Below are 17341 nucleotides of genomic sequence, written 5' to 3' on the forward strand. Positions count from 1 at the left end.
GGTGTGGCGACGCGAGCGAGCGGATGCGCCACAACACGGGAAACCTCATGGTGAGGAGCTTTGAGCAGCAAGGCGTCTCGAACCATGGCGCTGGACACCCGCCGGGCGGGACACACACGGACTAGAGGGAGGAAACGATGCGCATCGAGGTTCTGGTCGACGTCAAGACGACGCTGGGAGAGGGGCCGCTCTGGGATGTGGATGAGCAGCGGCTCTACTGGATCGACTCCTTCGACGGCCGCGTCTTCCGGTGTGCGCCAGACGGAAGCGAAGTCCGGTCCTGGGACGTGCCGATGAAGATCGGTTCCATGGCGCTCCGAAAGGGCGGTGGGGCGGTTGTCTCGCTTGCACGCGGTTTCCATTTCCTGGACTTCGAGACCGGTGACTGCGAACTGATCGTCGACCCGGAGCCGGGTAGGGAGGCCAACCGCCTCAACGACGGCAAGGTAGACAAGCGGGGCCGTTTCATTGCCGGGTCGATGGACACCATGGAGGAGGGCCCCAACGGGGCGCTGTACCGGCTCGACCCCGACCTGTCGCTGCACAAGATCGACGACAACATCATCGTCTCCAACGGCCCGTGCTGGAGCCCCGACGGCGAGACCTTCTATTTCGCCGACTCCTGGTCGGGCGAGATCTGGGCATACGACTACGACCTCGACACAGGCAGCGTTTCCAACCGGCGCACCTTCACGAAGATCGACACCTCAACGGGCGGCGCGGCAGACGGCGCCACCGTCGACTCCGAGGGTTGCCTGTGGAGCGCCCAGGTCTACGACGGCAAGATGATCCGCTATGCCCCTGACGGCAGCGTCGACCGGGTGATAGATATGCCGGTGAAGAAGGTGACCAGCGCGATGTTCGGGGGTCCGAACCTCGACATCCTCTACGTCACCTCGATGGCCAAGCCGCCGCTGCCGCGCTTCCCCGGCGACGGCGTCCTGCGCGGCTCGCTGTTTGCGATCCACGACCTGGGCATCCGGGGCGTGCCGGAGCCGCGCTTCGCCGGGTAGGAGTCTCGCAGTCCCGCGAAACACGGGGTTCGGATGCGGAGTGAGGCTGTTCGGGAAATGAAGACGTCCCGACGTCTCGCGCAGCGGGTATCGATCGGGACGTCAGCTAGCAGGGACCGATGGCGTCAGCTCGGGGCATTCTTATGGGTGCTGCCCCAAGCTGCGCACGTAGGCGGACCGAAGCCTACCGGATGGGCGAGAAGCTCACCGGCACGATGATCTTGTCTTCCTGGTATTGGACGGCATTGAGCTCCTCGTTCCGCTTCAGGAACTCGTGCCAGGCCGGGTCCTTCGCCATCTCTCCCCGCCGGCGCTGGCGTTCGTCCAGGCTGTCGTAGCCCCAGAGATGGACCACCTGATTGAGCGGCCCGATCTCGGTCTGGAAGAACCCGATCAGGTTGCCGATGTGCTTCAGCTGCACCGGCAGCCCGAACTCCTCGTACAGCTTGATCCACTTGGGCATCTTGAGCGGATAGAACGTGTAAGTCCTCTGGTCGATATAGAGCAACGCAGACCTCCATTCATTCGCGATAACGGCTTGGCAGATGCCCTGAGGAGCGGATCAGCCCCACAAACGCCTGGAGGCTATTTCCGCCCCTTCCGAGAGGACCTTCATCTTGGCCCACACCACGTCTTCGGCCACCATCGTGTAGCCGGCGACCGTGGAGAATCCGCAGTCGGTGCCGGCGATGACGCGTTCCCGGTCGCCCATCACGTCGGCGAAGAGCTCGATGCGGTCGGCGACCACCTCGGGATGCTCGAGGTAGTTGGTGGTCACGTCGATGACGCCGGCAATCAGCAGCTTGTCGTCGGGAATGGGGTTCTTCTTGATGATCTTCCAGTCGGCCTGATGGCGGGGGTTGGCGAACGCCATGCTGAACGCTCCCACCTTTGCCTTGTAGATGATCGGCAGAAGGGGCTCGAGGTCGACGTCATCAATGTGCGGGCCGTCCCAGTTGCCGAAGCACACGTGCAGGCGCACCTTTTCCGGGGGGATGTCTGCCAGCGCCATGTTGAGCGCGTCGATGTGCAACTCGATGCGGTCCAGGAACTCCTGCAGCGGCCGTTCCTGGAACATGAACGCACGCTCCATGGCGAGGTCGGGGGCATCCAGCTGCAGCAGGTGGCCCTGCGAGACGATGTAGTCGTATTCCTTCTTCATCTCCTCGGCGACGCCGTAGACGTATTCCTTGTCCGTGGAATAGTCCGGGTTGTTCTCGTCCCGCAGGAACGTCGTGGTGATGATGCCGGGGGAGGCGGCGGTAACGAACGTTTCCTCGAACTTCTGCTCGGACCGGTCGAGGCTTTTCCGGAAGGAGTCCATCTCCAGCTTCACGTCGCTGAGGTCCGGCTGGTAGCGGACCGCCTGCTGGCACTGCGCGCAGTTGAACAGTTTGGCCGTCAGTTCGCCCGGCCGTGCCAGACGGCTTCTCAGCAGTTCTCCGTACTTGGGGAACTTGACGATGTCCGTCATGCCGAGCCGTTCGGAGACGCCGCCCCAACCCGACAGCCGCACGCTGACATAGGTCTGGAAGCCGACCCGCGCCTCCTCGCCGTCGTTGCCGACGTCGATGCCGCTGCCAAGCTGCTTTTCGACGACCCAGTCCGTGGCCTTCTCGATCTCGCGCTGGAGTTCGGCCTCGTCGACGGGAACGTCGTTGTCACGCTTGATGAGCAGTTCCGCCAGCTTGTCGGTTCGCGGTAGGCTGCCGGCGTGCGTCGTCAGGATGCGGTCTTTGCTCGTCTTCATGGGGATCCTCAGGTGATTTCTGGATGCCGGGAACTGCAGGAGACGCCGCCGAGCAGGCGGCGCCTCGTCGCAATGTCCCCAGGTCAGTCCGGGATTTTGATCTTCGCCACGCGGTAGAACTGCGTGGTGTTCCAGTCGATGTCCTCGATGTCGCGGGAAATGCCCATCCGGTAGTAGGGCTCCACTACCCAACCCATCGCGGCACCTTCCTGGATGCGCTCCTGCACGCCCTTGTGGTGCTCGAGCCGCTCTTCGGGATCGACGATCGACGCGCCCGTCTTGATCATCTCGTCGACCTTCGGATCGGAGAACTTGTTGTAGTTCACCAGCGACAGCGGACCCGACGTGTAGACCAGATTGATCACGTAGTTGACGTCGGGCTGGATCGGACTGTCGATCCAGAATGCCATCTGGGCCTGCTTCGACTGCACCAGGTCGGAATGGGCCGCGACCGGCAGCTTCTTCAGGTCGAGCCTGACATTGAGCTCCGCAAGGGCGCTCTGCAGCGCAATCGCGATGTTCTCCATCTCCGGAATGCCCGCGCTGTAGGCGAGTTCGGCTTCGAACCCGTCGCCGTAGCCGGCTTCCTCGAGCAGCTGCTTCGCCTTCTCCGGGTCGTAGCTGTAGGGGTGGAGATCCTGGTACCCCGGCGTCACGCTGGAAATCACGCCGGACCATTCCTTCGCCATGCCGTGGTAGACGTCGTTGACGATCTCCTCGCGCGGGATCAGGTAGTTGATGGCCTGGCGGACCCGCGGGTCGTCGAACGGCTTCATTTCGTTGTTGAGAATGAGCCACATCTGACGGTTGCCCCGGATCGCGACGGGACGCGCGACGTCGGAACTCTCCAGCGACGCGAGTTCGTCGGGGGACAGGGCCTCGGCGATATCGACCGTGCCCTTCTGCAGGAGCGCGAGTCGGCCCGAGGACTCAGGCACCACCAGCCAGATGATCCGCTTGATCTGGGGCTCGCCGCGCCAATAGTTCGGATTGGCCTCCATCACGGCACGCTTTCCCGGCGTCCACTCCGTGACGTGGTAGGCGCCGAAGCCGCCGCCGTGGGTGGCGATCCAGTTGTCGCCGTACGGATCGTCCGGCGTGCTGTGCGCCTCGACAGCCTTCGAATCGAGCCAGGGATAGTAGAAGTTGGTCAGACCCGCGCACCCGAGCGGGGCCGGTGTTGGATTGGTCAGCCGGACGGTGTAGTCGTCCACCTTCTCGTACTCGGCCTGGTCGAGATTGAAGAGGCGGGTGATCAGCGCGTAGATGATCGGTCGCTCGCGCTCGCGGTCGAAGCGCCAGATGACGTCGTCGGCGGTGAATTCGTTGCCTTCCGCGGAGACCACGCCTTCGCGCAGGTGATAGGTGATGGTCTTGCCGTCTTCGGAAATGTCGCACCCGGTCATCAGGCTGGGCGACATGTTCTGGTTGGTGTAGCCGATCGGATACTCGAAGCCGGATATGTTCGTCGGATCGTAGTAGGCGCCGGTCTCGAAGGGATAGGGACCGAACTCCCAGTCCATCCCCCATTCGTGCAACTGGGCGCCCATCGTCCAGGTCTGCGGACCGATGTGCTTGTCCAGGTCGACGCCCTGGGGAAGGCCGGGGATTGCGATGACGAGGGTGTCTTTGGCTGCGAGCGCGGGTGTTGCTGCAAGTCCGGCCATCACGCCGAGGATTGTGCCTGCACAAATCCCGGCGATGCCGGACGAGGCTTTGTGGAGCCGCCGATACATTGAATTCCTCCCGTTGGTCGGCCGCCCCGAGAGGCGTGCCGTGCCCGATTTCCGAGCCTTGTGCGATGTGAGATCGCAGATTTGATATTGAGGATGCCACTTGTATGTGTCAATACTCCGTTAAAGCGAACAGCCGGCCCCTGGCGCCCGTTGAACGAGAGAAAATCGTGGCCTGACATGCTGGAACCGGTCGACAACACGACCCTGCAGGAGCGGGTCTACCGGGCACTGAAGGAGGCGATCCTGCAAGGGGACTTCGCGCCCGGCGAAACGTTGTCGAGCCGCTCGCTGGCAAGTGCCCTGGGAACGAGCCCGATGCCGGTGCGCGACGCGCTCGTCAGGCTGCGCGCGGAAGGCGGTGTGGAAATCCTGCCGAACCGCGCAGCCCGCATTCCGGTGTTCAGCAGGGAGAGCATCGAGGAGCTCTACGACGTGCGCCTCAATCTGGAGGGCCTCGCCACCGTGCTGGCGACCGAACGAATCACCGACGAACAGATCGCCGATGTCGAACAGTCGTTCCTGGACATGGAGCGGGCCAGCGACGAAACCGACGTTCGCGGCTTCCTGCACAGCAACCGGCTGTTCCATTTCAAGATCTATCAGGCCGCAAGCTCGCACCACCTGTTCCCGATCATTGAAGCGCTGTGGCTGAAGGGCGGCCCTCTGCTGCGGCCGTTCGCCGAAGGAAGCCGTGCGAAAGTCCGGCTTCACGAGGGCCACGAAGCCCATGCGAAAGCACTGCAGGGTCTCAAGGCGCGGGATGCGGAGATGGCCCGCCTGGGTATCGTCAACGACCTCGAAAACGCGGCCAGATGGTTCAGAGCCAGCGACGTTGACGAGGCGAAGCCGGTAGTCGTTCAAAGCAAATAGGGTCTGGGACCGGCTGCCACTCGCCGGACTTCCAGACGGGAGGAAAACACGGACGCGATGGGCGATCTGCTCGAAGTACGCGGACTGACCAAGGTTTTTTCGCTTTCAAAGCACGAAGATCTCGTGGCGGTGAACAACGTCTCCTTCGCGCTGGGGCGAGGCGAGACGCTCGGCCTGGTCGGCGAAAGCGGGTCCGGCAAGACGACGGTCGGCCGGTGCGTTCTGAGGCTCATCGAGCCGACAAGCGGCGAGGTGCTTCTCGACGGCACCGACATCCGCAAGCTCGAGACCGATGACCTGCGGCGGATGCGTTCGCGCATGCAGCTCGTGTTCCAGGATCCGCTGGCCTCGCTCAATCCGACTTATACCGTGAGGCAGACCGTCTCCGAGCCGCTGGCCCTTCACGGCGTGAAGCGGGCCGAACGACATGAACGCGTCGCGGATATGCTGCGCCACGTCGGCATCGGCGAGCACCTGTTCAACTATTACCCCGCCGACCTGACGGCCGGGGAGCAGCAAAGGATCGGCATTGCGCGGGCCCTGATCACGCGGCCGGAAATCGTTGTGCTGGACGAGCCGACATCGACGCTCGATGCCTCCGCCCGGGCTGAGATTCTCGCATTGCTGGAACGAATCCAGAAGGAGACGGGCACCAGCTTCATCTTCATCTCCCACGACATGACGTCGATCGCACGGATCTGCCATCGGATCGCAGTGATGTATCTGGGGAGGATCGTCGAGGAAGCGCCTACCGACGAGTTGCTTGCCAAGCAGTATCATCCATACAGCAAGGCGCTGATGTCCGCGGTGCTGTTCGCCGATCCGCGCAGGGTACCGTCGCCTTACGTGATCAAGGGGGAGATTCCCACCGCCATCAATCCGAAGCCCGAATGCGGGCTCTACAGCCGCTGCCCGATGCGGCAGGACCGCTGCCGCGAGGGTGTGCCGCCGCTGATGGAAGTCGCGCCGGCACGCACGTCGGCCTGTCTGCGCTGGCAGGAACTTGAGCAGACCGAGTTGGCGGCGGTCGATGCCTGATCAATCGCAGGACGGGTAATCGCCAGCATGCGCTTCGCATTCTACGTCGGATATCGCCTTCTCTATCTGGTGCCGCAGGTCTTGCTGATCTCCTTCATCACGTTCGCGCTCGTGCGGCTGCTGCCCGGCGATCCGGCTCGGCTTTCGCTCGGTCCGCTGGCGCCGGAGGAAGCGGTGGAGAAGCTGCGCGAGCAGATGTTCCTCGACCGGCCGCTGTTTGAGCAATACCTGATCTGGTTGCGCAACGCGCTGGAAGGCAATTTCGGGAGGTCGTGGGTCAACGGCACGTCGGTGGCGCAGGACATGATCCAGCGCGTTCCGGTGACGCTGGAACTGATCTTCCTCGCCCTGGCGATGATCTTCCTCGTTCTGGTGCCGCTCGCCATCGTGACCGCCAGCCGCAGCCGCAACAGAATCGTCGCATTCTTGCGCAGGATAACGTTCGGCTACGGAATGCTCGCCGGGGCCCTGCCGGATTTCCTGCTGGGGCTGATTCTCATCTATGTCTTCTTCACGAAGTTGAACTGGTTGCCGGGCCCCGAGGGCCGGCTGGGGATCCTAGATTTCGCGCCGCCGTTCGTCACCGGCTGGATCCTGATCGATACGTTGCTCGCCGGGGACATGGAAACGTTCTGGTCGGCGGTGCGGCATCTGATCCTGCCTGTGTTTACCCTGGCGTTCGTCTATGGGGCGCCGATCTTCAAGATGCTGCGCAGCCAGATGGAATCGGCCCTGAACTCGGACGTGACCGTCTACGGGGAAGCGATCGGTCTCAGGCCCGCAACCGTCTTCCTGCGTGCCGCCCGCCTTGCTGCGGCGCCGACCGTGGTGATCGTCGGCACGATCGTGATGTTCCTGCTGGGCGGCGCCGTGCTGGTCGAGTCCGTGTTCAACATGAACGGCGTCGGCCAGTACGCGGTCCAGGCGATAATCACCGCCGATTACGCGCCCATCCAGGCTTTCGTATGCTTCGCGGCCATCTTCACAATGCTTGTCTACCTGATCGTCGATCTCGTGCACTTTGCCATGGATCCACGCATCAAGGTCGGCGGCACGGCGAGCTGATCCGGCAATGTGGGCGCGCATGAAATCCACGTTGCGTGATCTGCCGGTCTGGCAGAAGGTCGTGCTGGTCATCTTCGCCGGGACGATCTTCCTGACCGTCTTCGGTCCCCATATCGGACCATACTCGGCAACCACCGCGTCTCCCGCCGACCGGCTGATGCCGCCGAGTGCGGAGCACTGGTTCGGAACCGACGAGAACGGCATCGACATATTCTCCCGGCTGCTGGCCGCGCCGCGCACCGACGTCACCATCGCGGTCATCGCGACTGCGATATCCGTGATCCTCGGTGCACCGATCGGGGTCGTGGTCGCACTTCTGGAAAGCCGCCGGACGAGGCGCTCCCGCGCTGCGGCGGAAACCGCCATGCGGCTTCTCGAAGTCGTTCAGGCCTTCCCGGTGTTCGTTTTCGCGATGGTTCTCGTCGCCGTCTTCGGCGGCACGACGTTGAACATCATCGCCGCCGTCGCATTCGTGAACACGCCCGTCTTCGTCCGGCTTGTGCGGTCTGACGTGTTGTCGCTGATCCAGCAGCCATTCGCCGAGGCAGCCCGGGCGATCGGAAACACGGAAATGCGCACGGGATTCCGGCATGTGCTGCCCAACGCGGCCGAGAGGGTGGTCGTTCAGATCTCGGTGACGGTCGGCTTCGCCATACTGCTCACTGCGGGGCTGAGCTTCGTCGGCGCCGGCGTGAGACCGCCGACACCGGAACTGGGTGGCATGATCGCCAGTGGCGCGAAGTACCTGATCGTCGATCAGTGGTGGCCGGCACTGTTTCCCGGCGTCGCGCTCGGCCTGATCGTGTTCTCATTTGGCGTCTTCGGCGAGATCCTGAACAAGGCGCTGGAGCCGCGGGCGACACGAGGCGACGGCCACCGCCCGATGGACGAGGGCCCCACCGGGCCGGTGCCGACGGAGCCGGACATTCCGATCCAGGAGGCGACGGTTCCGGAGCCCGTGCCTGATCCGGTTCCGGCGTCGGCGTTCGCGGGTGAACCGGACGGTTCGACCTTGGCTGCAGGCGCAGCGGAAGGACCGGCCATCCTCGCCGTTCGCGGTCTCACCGTCGGCCGATGGGACGAGCGCGGCGCGCCGTTGCTCGACGACATCGGCTTTTCCCTCGTCGAGGGCGAGTGCCTGGGCGTCGTCGGGGAGTCCGGATCGGGCAAGTCCCTGCTGGTGCGCTCGCTCCTGCAACTCGTCCCGCCGACCTTGGCCGTCCGTGACGGTGAAATCCGCTACCGCGATACCGACCTGCTCGGTCTCGACAAGGGGCAGCTCAGAAAGCTGCGGTCGAACCAGATCGCCGCGATTCTCCCGAACGCTAAGGCGCAGCTTCACCCTCTCATCACCGTTGGGCGGACGATGATCAGCGCCATTCAGGCGCATGAACGGATCTCGTCCAGGGAGGCGCGGGACCGATCGATCGAACTGCTGACGTCGGTCGGCCTGTCCGACCCCGCGCGCCGGCTTGAGGCCTATCCGCACGAATTGAGCGGGGGCATGGCACAGCGGGTCTGCGTAGCCTTAGCGCTGATGCATCGCCCGGACCTGTTGATCGCCGACGAGCCGACCGCCGGCCTCGACGTCACGATCCAGCGGCAGGTGCTCGATCTCATCGAGACCCTTGCAGGCAATCGGGGAACGGCCCGCCTGCTGGTCACCGGCGACTTGGGGATTGCCGCCCACTATTGCGACCGGGTGGCTGTCATGCGGGCGGGTCGCATCATCGAGATCAACGAAACCAGGGCGTTCTTCGCCAATCCGCGCCATGCCTACTCGCAGCATCTCGTATCCTGCGTGCAGCCCTGACCCATATCCGCCTCGAGGGCCGCGAAGCTCTCAGCCCAATCGATCCAGGAGAAGACCATGACCGGTGTAATGATAGTTACGGGAGCAAGCCGCGGTATCGGGGCGGCGGTCGCCGAACTGGCGGCGAGGCAGGGCTACGCCGTCTGCATGACTGCGACATCCAGTATCTCTGAGGCCGAAGCCGGAGCCGAGGCGATCCGCCAGAACAACGGCCGCGCCATTGCCGTTCGCGCCGACGTCGGCAAGGAGGCCGACATCATGTCCATGTTCGAGACGGTCGAACGGGAACTCGGTCCGGTGACCGTGCTTGTGAACAACGCCGGGATAACCGGCCGTGGGTGCCGGGTCGAGGATATCGACCTGGATACGCTCTCCAGCAGCTTCGGAATCAACGTGCTCGGAAGCTATCTCTGCGCCAGGGAAGCGGTTCGCCGCATGTCTACCGCAAAGGGGGGCCAGGGAGGCGCGATCGTCAATGTCTCCTCACGCCTGTCGGAGCTCGGCGGTTCGGGAGAATATGTCCACTATGCCGCGTGCAAGGGGGCGATCAACAGCTTCACGGTCGGACTGGCACGTGAAGTGGCGACCGAGGGGATCCGCGTCAACGCCGTAAGTCCGGGGGTCATCGATACCAGCATTCACGTGCCGGGACGGCTCGACCGCCTGACGCCGATGATTCCGGTACAGCGTCCGGGAACGGCAATGGAAGTCGCGGAGACGGTCATGTGGCTTGCGTCCGACGCCGCGAGCTACATCACCGGTGCGGTGGTCCCGGTTTCGGGCGGGCGATGACCTCTTGCCCCAAGACCGCATTCTGTGACGGAGGGGGGCGGCTAGTCCCCCCTCCGGCAACTAGTTGAGTACCGGATTTCCTCCGGCGGCGACCCGCTGGCCGCCGATCATGACGTTGCGCATGTTGCCCGGCACCTCGAGTCTGCGGATGTCGGTGAGGATGTCGCCCTCGACGACGACGACATCGCCGAGCTTGCCGACCTCCACCGAACCGGTGTCCTCCGATTTCAGCAGTTTGGCCGTATTGCGGGTGCCAACCTCGATGGCCTGCAGCGGAGTCAGGCCGCATTTGACGAACTGGACGATCTCCCGACCGCCGGAGCCGTGGGGCGTCAGCAGCGAGCCGGCGTCGGTACCGCAGGCGATGTTGGCGCCGATGTCGTAGGCGTGCTTGACGTACTCGTGGTGCTTGTTGGTACGCTCTTGCACGTTCTCGATCATGAAGTCGGGAATGCCGGCCTGTGCGCCATGAACCAGGATCCGGTCCATGACGGTCAGGGTCGGCACCAGCCATGTGCCGTGTTCCTTGGCGGCCTCGGCGCATTCCTCGTCGAAATGCATTCCGTGTTCGACCGAGCGGCAGCCTGCCTTGATGCAGCGCATGATCGCCGGCTTGTTGTGGGCGTGGACGCAGATCGGCAACCCGAGCAGCGTTGCGGCATCCACGGCGGCCTGGAATTCCTCGGGCAGGAACTCCTCTGCGTCCAGGCGGCCATGCGGGTCGACCACGCCGCCGGTCTGGAAGAGCTTGATCCACTTCGCGCCGGCCTTCGCCTGCCGGCGGATGCCCTTGCGGATCTCGTCGGGTCCGTCGACCACCTCGCTGATGTCGCCGTGCGACTGCGACAGCCAGCACGGCATGATGTCGCCGTGGCCGCCGGTGGTCGTCAGGCCGTGTCCGCATGGGTAGACGCGCGGGCCGCGGATCTTGCGTTTTTCGATCGACTTCATGGCATCGATGTCGAGATGGGCTAGATCGCTCACGGTGCGGATCGTGGTGACGCCGCCGGACACCGTGTCGGCCAGGTTGTTGGCGACCTCGAAGGCCGCTTCGCCGACGGAGCGCGCAGTCACTTCCTGCAGCAGGCTTGAGGGAGCGCTCAGCGAGATGTGAACGTGTACGTCGAACATGCCGGGCATGACGGAGGCGCCGTCCGCCTCGACGAGCTTCGCACCCGTGGGAATGCTCGCGCCGCTTGCCTTGCCGGCATATGTGATGCGGCCGTTCTCGATCAGGACGAGCGCGTTGGCAATCGGGTCGGCCCCGGTTCCGTCGACGAGCTGTCCGCCGCCGATTGCTACGGTTCCGATCATAGAATGTTCTCCTTGGGATTGAGTCCGATGTGAACGAGCGTTTCGCCGTTCGTCATGATCGGGCCGGGATGGATGGCCAAGACGATGCCTTTGCGCGGGCTTTCCGCGAAGCCGTCGTCGTCGCCGTAGATGTCGTAGAACCGGCCGAGCCTGGTGCCGACTTCGATGCTGTCGCCGCACTTGACCATCGGCTGGAACAGCCCGCCGCGCGGGGCGGAGACCCATTCGAAGCGATCGAAGTCGGCGATCGGCCCATAGTCGGTCACGTCGCCGTCCAGCAGGCCGGCGGCGCGCATCACGTTGCGCAGTCGCTCGGCTCCGTCCTCGACCGTCTCGCGGGTGAAGGCCGGCCCCTTGCCGCCGGCCTCGACGATCATCGAAGGTATGCCGTCGGAGGCTGCCGTCATGAATGCGGAACCGACCAGCATGTCGGTCGGCGTCGCCAGCGTGTCGCGGTAGCCCCAGGCCTTGGCGAGCACGCGCGAGACCTTGCCGGTTTCGCCTCCGTAGGCCGCGTACAGCGCCCAGTTCACGTCGGGCGTCATCGCCGTGTGGAAGTCGACGAACAGGTCGGCGTGCTTCTTCATCTCCGTGTAGACCGCGAAGGCGAACTGCGACGTCAGCGGGCCCCCTTCGACGCCCGGGAAGCAGCGGTTCATGTCGCCGCCGCCATAGCCTTCGAACGGGCTGAGGCGCTGGTTCTTGTTGAAGGCGGTGATGTTGAGGGCCGGCAGGGCCACGACGCGACCGGACAGCTCGGCCGGATCGAGCGAGCGCAGCAGTTCGTGGATGATGAAGGTGCCGCAGTACTCGTTGCCGTGAACGCAGCCGTGCAGCCACAGCGTCTTTCCCGGCTTTTCGCCGGTGACGATGATCACCGGGGTAGCCATCGGCGACCCGTCGGGATAGTCGGCGAGCTTCAGCCGGCCGGTCGCCACGCCCGGGCCCATCGTCTCGGCGTCGCCGATCTTGATGTCTTGCAGGCTCATCGGATTACGCCTCCCGGGGGTTCAGGCCGATATGGATAAGGGTCTCGCCACGCGCCATCAGGGCGCCGGCATGGATCGCCAGGACGACGCCCGATTCCGGCGCCGTGGCCTCGCCGTTTGGTTTTCCGTAGAGGTCGTAGTAGCGGCCGATGGTCTGGCCCTTGGTCACCGTGTCGCCGCAGCTCACGGTGCGCTCGAACAGGCCTGCAGTCGTCGCGCAGCACCAGGCGAACGTCGTGAAGTAGTTGAACGGGCCATACTCGGTGACCTCGCCCTCGAGCATGCCGAGCGCCCGCATGACGTTCTGCAGGCGGCCGCCGGCGTCCTCTACCGTGGACATCTCGAAGGCCGGGCCGATGCCGCCGGCCTCGACGATCAGGGTCGGGATGCCGTCCTGCGCCGCCGTCGTTATCGCCGAGCCGACCAGCAGGTCCGGCGGCGAGGGGAGGGTGTCGCGATAGCCGAAGGCGCGGGCCATCGTCTCCGCCTTGTCGGACACCTCGCCGCCCGGCGCCGAGTAGAGCATCCAGCGCGTGTCCGGGGTGAAGGCGGTATGGAAGTCGACCAGGTGCGTCGCGTATTTCTTCAGCGGCGTGTAGATCGCATGGGCGATCTGCTCGGTCACCGAGCCGTCGGCGCGGCCGGGAAAGCAGCGGTTCAGGTCGCCGCCGCCGAACTGCTCGAACGGGCTCATCCGCTGGTTCTTCAGGAACGCCGTCAGGTTCAGCACCGGCAGCGCGACCACCGTCCCCTTCAGCGCCTCCGGCTTCAGCGAGCGCATCAACTCGTGGATGATGTAGGTGCCGCAGTACTCGTTGCCGTGCACGCAGCCGTGCAGCCACAGCACCGGCCCGTCCTCGGCGCCGCGGACGATCTCGACGGGGATCTCGACGGGCGTGCCGTCGGGAAGCGCGCCGATGTCGAGCTTGCCCCGCACGCGCCCGGCCTCGTCCGAGACGGCGGTGCCCACTTCGATGGTTCTCATGGATAGTCTCTCCTCGGGTACACGAAATTTCGGCGGGGCGCTCAGACGCGCATCACGTGGCGCAGCCCCACGAGGCGCTCGATGACGAGGCCCAGAACGACGATCAGGACGATCTGCAGGGTGGTGATCGCGGCGATCACCGGGGTGCTCTCCCACTGCATGTAGGAGAAGATCTCGATCGGCAGGGTGGTCATCCCCGGCCCGGACAGGAACAGCGCGATGTAGACGTCGCCGAAGGAGATGATGAAGGCGAAGATCAGCGCCGACAGGATGCCCGGCGCGGTCAGCGGAATGGTGACCTCCCACATGACGCGTACGCGCGAGGCGCCCAGCGTGTAGGCGGCAAGCTCCAGCTGATGGTCGACGCCTTCGAGGCTTGCGATGATGCCGGCGACCGTGAACGGCAGGCAGATGATGGTGTGGCCGACGATCAGCCCGGCGAGCTCGGGGATCGGCAGGAGCGTCAGCAGCAGCAGCAGCGATATGCTGATCAGGATGTGCGGGATCATCACCGGCAGCATCGCCAGCGACTGGCCGATCTCGCGGCTGCGCTTCATGAAGCGGACCAGGCCATAGGCCGTCATGAAGCCGATCAGGGTCGCCAGGAAGGACGCGATCAGGCCGAGCACCACGCTGAACTTGAAGGCGCTGACGAAACCGCGGCTCTCGAAGAATTCCCCGTACCAGCGCAGCGAGAAGCCTTCCGGCGGGAATGTGTTCGCCTGCGTCGGGTTGAACGAGGAGAATACGATGATGACGATCGGGAACAGCAGGAACACGTAGATCGCTGTGACAGCCAGCCCCAGCGCCAGGCGCGAGAGATAGCGGCGTCGGTGGATCGTCCGGTGCGAAGCGGATGTCAGCGTCGGAGACGTGCTGGTCATCACACGACCCCCGCCTTGGCCTTGCCGGTGCGGAAGTAAAGCCCGATGATCACGAACTGGCAGGCCACGAGCACGAAGGCGATCGCCGAGGCGAGCGGCCAGTTCAGCGTCGACAGCACCAGGTCGTAGATCTGCTGGCCGAGCATCTGCACGTTCTTGCCGCCGAGCAGCGCAGGCGTGACGACCGCGCCGGCGGCGAGCGTGAAGACCAGGGCGGAGCCCATGGCGATGCCCGCCTTGCTCAGCGGCAGCGTCACCTCGAAGAAGGTGCGGATGCGTCCGGCGCCGAGCGTGCCGGCGGCGCGTTCGACATCGGGATCCTGGCTCGCCAGCGACGAGAACAGTGGGAACACCATGTAGGGCATCAGGATGTGGACGAGGGCGACGAGGACTGCGCCCTCGGTGTTGAGAAGCTTCAGCGGCTCGGCGATCACGCCCGTCCAGAGCAGCGCGCGGTTCAATGCGCCTTCGCTGCCGAGCAGGATGATCCAGCCGTAGGTGCGCACGATGACGCCGCTCATCAGCGGCGCGATCACCAGAAACATCAGCACGCCGCGCCAGATCGTCTTGGTGCGGGCAAGGAAATAGGCGAGGGGGTAGCCGAGAAGCAGGCTGAACGCGGCGGTGAGGAATGCGATCTTGAGCGTACGCAGGATAATGTCGCGGTAGTAGCCGTCCGTCACCAGACGGGCGAAGTTCTCGCCGGTCAGGGTTGGAATGTAGAGTTCGAACGCGTCGTACCTGAACAGGCTCATCGCCAGGAAGAAGCTGATCGGGGCGATCAGGAACAGCAGGTATACGAGCGTGATGGGCGCGAGCAGCAGCCGCGAGAAGGCGCGTTCGCCGCTCATCGGGCGACCGCCGTGTCGTCGCGAGGCAACATCCGGCACTCCTCGAGCATCATCCAGACGTCGCTGCCTTCTTCCAGGTCGCGATAGCGCGACACGCTCGGCTTGCGGCTGACGATCTCTAGCCCGTCGGCGGACGTCAGCGTCAGCGCCAGCATGTCGCCGGAAAACACTCGCTTGGTGACGCGCGCACCGATCGCGGCCGCATCCGCGGGCCGCTCCCGCGCGATTTCGACACGCTCCGGGCGGACCATCAGGTAGACTTCTTGGCCCACCGCGCCGGCGCCGTTCGTGAGCGGCGCCTGGAATTCCGCGCCGCCCGTAACGGCTATGCTCACCGTGGTGCCGTTGGCCTTGGTGACCTTGCCGTCGATCAGATTGGTCTCGCCGATGAACTCGGCCGCGAAACGACTCTCGGGACGGTCGTACAGGTCTTCCGGCGAACCGAGCTGTTCGATGCGGCCCCTGTTCATGAGGATCACCCGGTCGGACATCTCGAAGGCTTCGTCCTGGTCATGGGTGACGAAGACCGTCGTGATGCCGAGCCGCTGCTGGATGTCGCGCAGTTCGAGACGCATGCGCTTGCGCAAAAGCGCGTCGAGGTTGGAGAGCGGTTCGTCGAGGAGCAGCACCTGTGGCTCGATCACGACGGCCCGGGCCACCGCGACGCGCTGGCGCTGCCCACCGCTCAGTTGGTGCGGCTGGCGCTGTTCGACGCCGGGCAGGCCGACGACGTCGAGCACGCGCATGACCCGCTCCCGGATCTCTTCGCGGCCGACACGGCGCATCCTGAGTCCGAAAGCGACATTGTCGAAGACGGTCTTGTGCGGAAACAGGGCGTAGTTCTGGAAGACGAGCCCCATGTCGCGATGTGGCGGCTCGAGATTGGTGACGTCGCGGCCGCTCATCGTGACGGTGCCGACCGTCGGTTCGACGAGACCCGCGATGATGTGCAGGGTCGTCGTCTTGCCGCAGCCGGAGGGGCCCAGAAGGGTGAGGAGCTCACCCTTCTGGACGGTGAAGTCGATGGGCCCTAGAACACGGGTCTCGCCGTAGAGCTTCTCGACGCCCCGCAATTCAAGGACTGAATCGTCCGTCATCGTTTGCTACCCCTTGGTCTCGTTCAGCTTCCGAGAACTTCCTTGTTCCAGCGATCCTTGATCTGATCGCGGTAGGCGAACATCGCCATGTAGTCGAAGTCGCGCTGCAGCTTGCCGAGTGCGTCGACCTGTTCGTCGGTAAGCTCGAGCTTCTTGAGGTCCGGCGGCAGGTTCTTCATCGCCTCGACGTTGGTGGGCGGATAGCCGGTGAGCCGGGAGAACTCGATCTGCTTCTCGGCGTCCAGGGTGGTGTCGACGAATGCCAGCGCGAGTTCCTGGCTGTCGTCCGGGCGACCGGAAATGATCGAGGTGTTGAAGATGAAGGACAGTCCGCCCTCCTCGGGCACGATGAATTCCACCGGCGCGCCGGCTTCCTTCGCCTGATCGGTGCGTGCGCCGAAATAGGGCGTGATCCACACCTCCTCGGCGACCAGCATCTGCTTGGTGTGCTCGACATTGTCGAGGGTGATGGCGCCCCCGTCTGCGTAGAGCGCCTTCATCTTGTCGATGCCGGGATCGACGTTGTCTGGGGTGCCGCCGTTGATCTGGTTGATTGCGTGGAAGACTTCCTGACCCATCCAGTCCCAGTCAGGGAAGCCGACCTTGCCCTTGAATTCCGGATCCCAGAGATCGGCCCACTTGGTGACGGGCTTCGTGATCTTGCTTGTGTTGACCGCCAGGCCGTAGGGCGTGTGCACCTTGCCGGCGAGGTACGGGTAGCGGAAGGACGGATGGATGTTCTTGAGGTTGGGCAGGTCCTCTTCCTTCCACTCGATGATCGCATCGAGTGCGCCGAGCTGGCTCGAGGTGTTCTGGTTCTGGTGGATCAGGTCCCACTGCGGGCGGCGGCGCTGGGCAATGACCAGCGGCTCGAAGCCGAGGCCGTTCTTCCAGACGAATTCGGTGCCGTGCGCCTCTCTCCAGGGCGTCGTGAACGTCTTCTCGTAGAACTCGAGCCAGGTGCCGCCAGGAAACAGCACGTTCAGCGTGCTGGCTTCTGCCAGCGCGGCGCCTCCGCCGAACGCAGACAGCGCTACCGCCCCGGCCCCGAGCCGCGCAGACTGCGAAAGCAGCCGCCGGCGAGTGATTTCGAGATCGTATTTGCTCATTTGATCGTCCTCCGCTCTATCCCTGTGGAAGTTTG

General features: G+C 64.4%; 16 protein-coding genes. 6 read left to right on the forward strand and 10 right to left on the reverse strand.

All coding sequences use genetic code 11. The features are described from left to right. The first annotated feature begins 137 nt into the window (after window positions 1-137). A complete protein-coding gene (locus V3328_RS18640) occupies window positions 138-1013 on the forward strand; it encodes an SMP-30/gluconolactonase/LRE family protein (protein ID WP_340331218.1) in 876 nt (291 codons plus the stop codon). Window positions 1014-1197: 184 nt separating this feature from the next. Here V3328_RS18640 and V3328_RS18645 read toward each other — a convergent pair whose 3' ends face one another. The 3 genes from V3328_RS18645 to V3328_RS18655 form a co-directional block, all read right to left on the reverse strand. After that, the gene (locus V3328_RS18645; protein WP_340331219.1) at window positions 1198-1521 is read right to left on the reverse strand and encodes an NIPSNAP family protein; all 324 of its coding nucleotides are present in this window, start codon (window positions 1519-1521) and stop codon (window positions 1198-1200) included. Between the two features lie 54 nt (window positions 1522-1575). After that, window positions 1576-2763, reverse strand: coding sequence for a uroporphyrinogen decarboxylase/cobalamine-independent methonine synthase family protein (locus V3328_RS18650; RefSeq protein ID WP_340331220.1), 1188 nt, complete (start codon window positions 2761-2763; stop codon window positions 1576-1578). An 83-nt stretch (window positions 2764-2846) separates the two neighbouring features. After that, entirely contained in the window at window positions 2847-4499 is a 1653-nt protein-coding gene (locus V3328_RS18655) for an ABC transporter substrate-binding protein (RefSeq protein ID WP_340331221.1), read from the reverse strand. 177 nt (window positions 4500-4676) lie between these two features. Here V3328_RS18655 and V3328_RS18660 point away from each other — a divergent pair, with 177 nt between their 5' ends. The 5 genes from V3328_RS18660 to V3328_RS18680 are packed head-to-tail and all read left to right on the forward strand — an operon-like array spanning window position 4677 to window position 10077. Continuing rightward, the gene (locus tag V3328_RS18660) at window positions 4677-5369 is read left to right on the forward strand and encodes a GntR family transcriptional regulator (protein ID WP_340331222.1); all 693 of its coding nucleotides are present in this window, start codon (window positions 4677-4679) and stop codon (window positions 5367-5369) included. 57 nt (window positions 5370-5426) lie between these two features. Then, on the forward strand, window positions 5427-6407 hold the full coding sequence (locus tag V3328_RS18665) for an oligopeptide/dipeptide ABC transporter ATP-binding protein (protein ID WP_340331223.1): 981 nt from the start codon (window positions 5427-5429) through the stop codon (window positions 6405-6407). Window positions 6408-6434: 27 nt separating this feature from the next. Continuing rightward, window positions 6435-7472, forward strand: a complete 1038-nt coding sequence (locus V3328_RS18670) for an ABC transporter permease (protein ID WP_340331224.1) — start codon at window positions 6435-6437, stop codon at window positions 7470-7472. Between the two features lie 19 nt (window positions 7473-7491). Beyond that, the gene (locus V3328_RS18675) at window positions 7492-9285 is read left to right on the forward strand and encodes a dipeptide/oligopeptide/nickel ABC transporter permease/ATP-binding protein (RefSeq protein ID WP_340331225.1); all 1794 of its coding nucleotides are present in this window, start codon (window positions 7492-7494) and stop codon (window positions 9283-9285) included. 57 nt (window positions 9286-9342) lie between these two features. Next, entirely contained in the window at window positions 9343-10077 is a 735-nt protein-coding gene (locus V3328_RS18680; protein ID WP_340331226.1) for an SDR family oxidoreductase, read from the forward strand. Between the two features lie 60 nt (window positions 10078-10137). Here V3328_RS18680 and V3328_RS18685 read toward each other — a convergent pair whose 3' ends face one another. From V3328_RS18685 to V3328_RS18715, 7 genes are read right to left on the reverse strand one after another with little or no spacing between them, the layout of a single operon-like run. Next, window positions 10138-11391, reverse strand: coding sequence for a metal-dependent hydrolase family protein (locus V3328_RS18685; RefSeq protein WP_340331227.1), 1254 nt, complete (start codon window positions 11389-11391; stop codon window positions 10138-10140). Beyond that, window positions 11388-12380, reverse strand: a complete 993-nt coding sequence (locus V3328_RS18690) for a succinylglutamate desuccinylase/aspartoacylase family protein (RefSeq protein ID WP_340331228.1) — start codon at window positions 12378-12380, stop codon at window positions 11388-11390. The genes V3328_RS18685 and V3328_RS18690 overlap by 4 nt, the downstream gene beginning before the upstream one ends. Window positions 12381-12384: 4 nt before the next feature. Then, window positions 12385-13365 (reverse strand): succinylglutamate desuccinylase/aspartoacylase family protein, encoded by a 981-nt coding sequence (locus tag V3328_RS18695; RefSeq protein ID WP_340331229.1) that lies wholly within the window; start codon window positions 13363-13365, stop codon window positions 12385-12387. Window positions 13366-13406: 41 nt separating this feature from the next. Beyond that, the gene (locus V3328_RS18700) at window positions 13407-14249 is read right to left on the reverse strand and encodes an ABC transporter permease (RefSeq protein WP_340331230.1); all 843 of its coding nucleotides are present in this window, start codon (window positions 14247-14249) and stop codon (window positions 13407-13409) included. After that, window positions 14249-15100, reverse strand: a complete 852-nt coding sequence (locus tag V3328_RS18705; RefSeq protein WP_340331231.1) for an ABC transporter permease — start codon at window positions 15098-15100, stop codon at window positions 14249-14251. Before V3328_RS18705 ends, V3328_RS18700 begins: the two co-directional genes overlap by 1 nt. Next, the gene (locus V3328_RS18710) at window positions 15097-16197 is read right to left on the reverse strand and encodes an ABC transporter ATP-binding protein (RefSeq protein WP_340331232.1); all 1101 of its coding nucleotides are present in this window, start codon (window positions 16195-16197) and stop codon (window positions 15097-15099) included. Before V3328_RS18710 ends, V3328_RS18705 begins: the two co-directional genes overlap by 4 nt. A gap of 23 nt (window positions 16198-16220) precedes the next feature. Continuing rightward, entirely contained in the window at window positions 16221-17306 is a 1086-nt protein-coding gene (locus V3328_RS18715) for an ABC transporter substrate-binding protein (RefSeq protein WP_340331233.1), read from the reverse strand. Window positions 17307-17341 lie beyond the last annotated feature (35 nt).

The sequence above is a fragment of the Microbaculum marinum genome, assembly GCF_037855135.1.
GTDB lineage: Bacteria > Pseudomonadota > Alphaproteobacteria > Rhizobiales > Tepidamorphaceae > Microbaculum > Microbaculum marinum.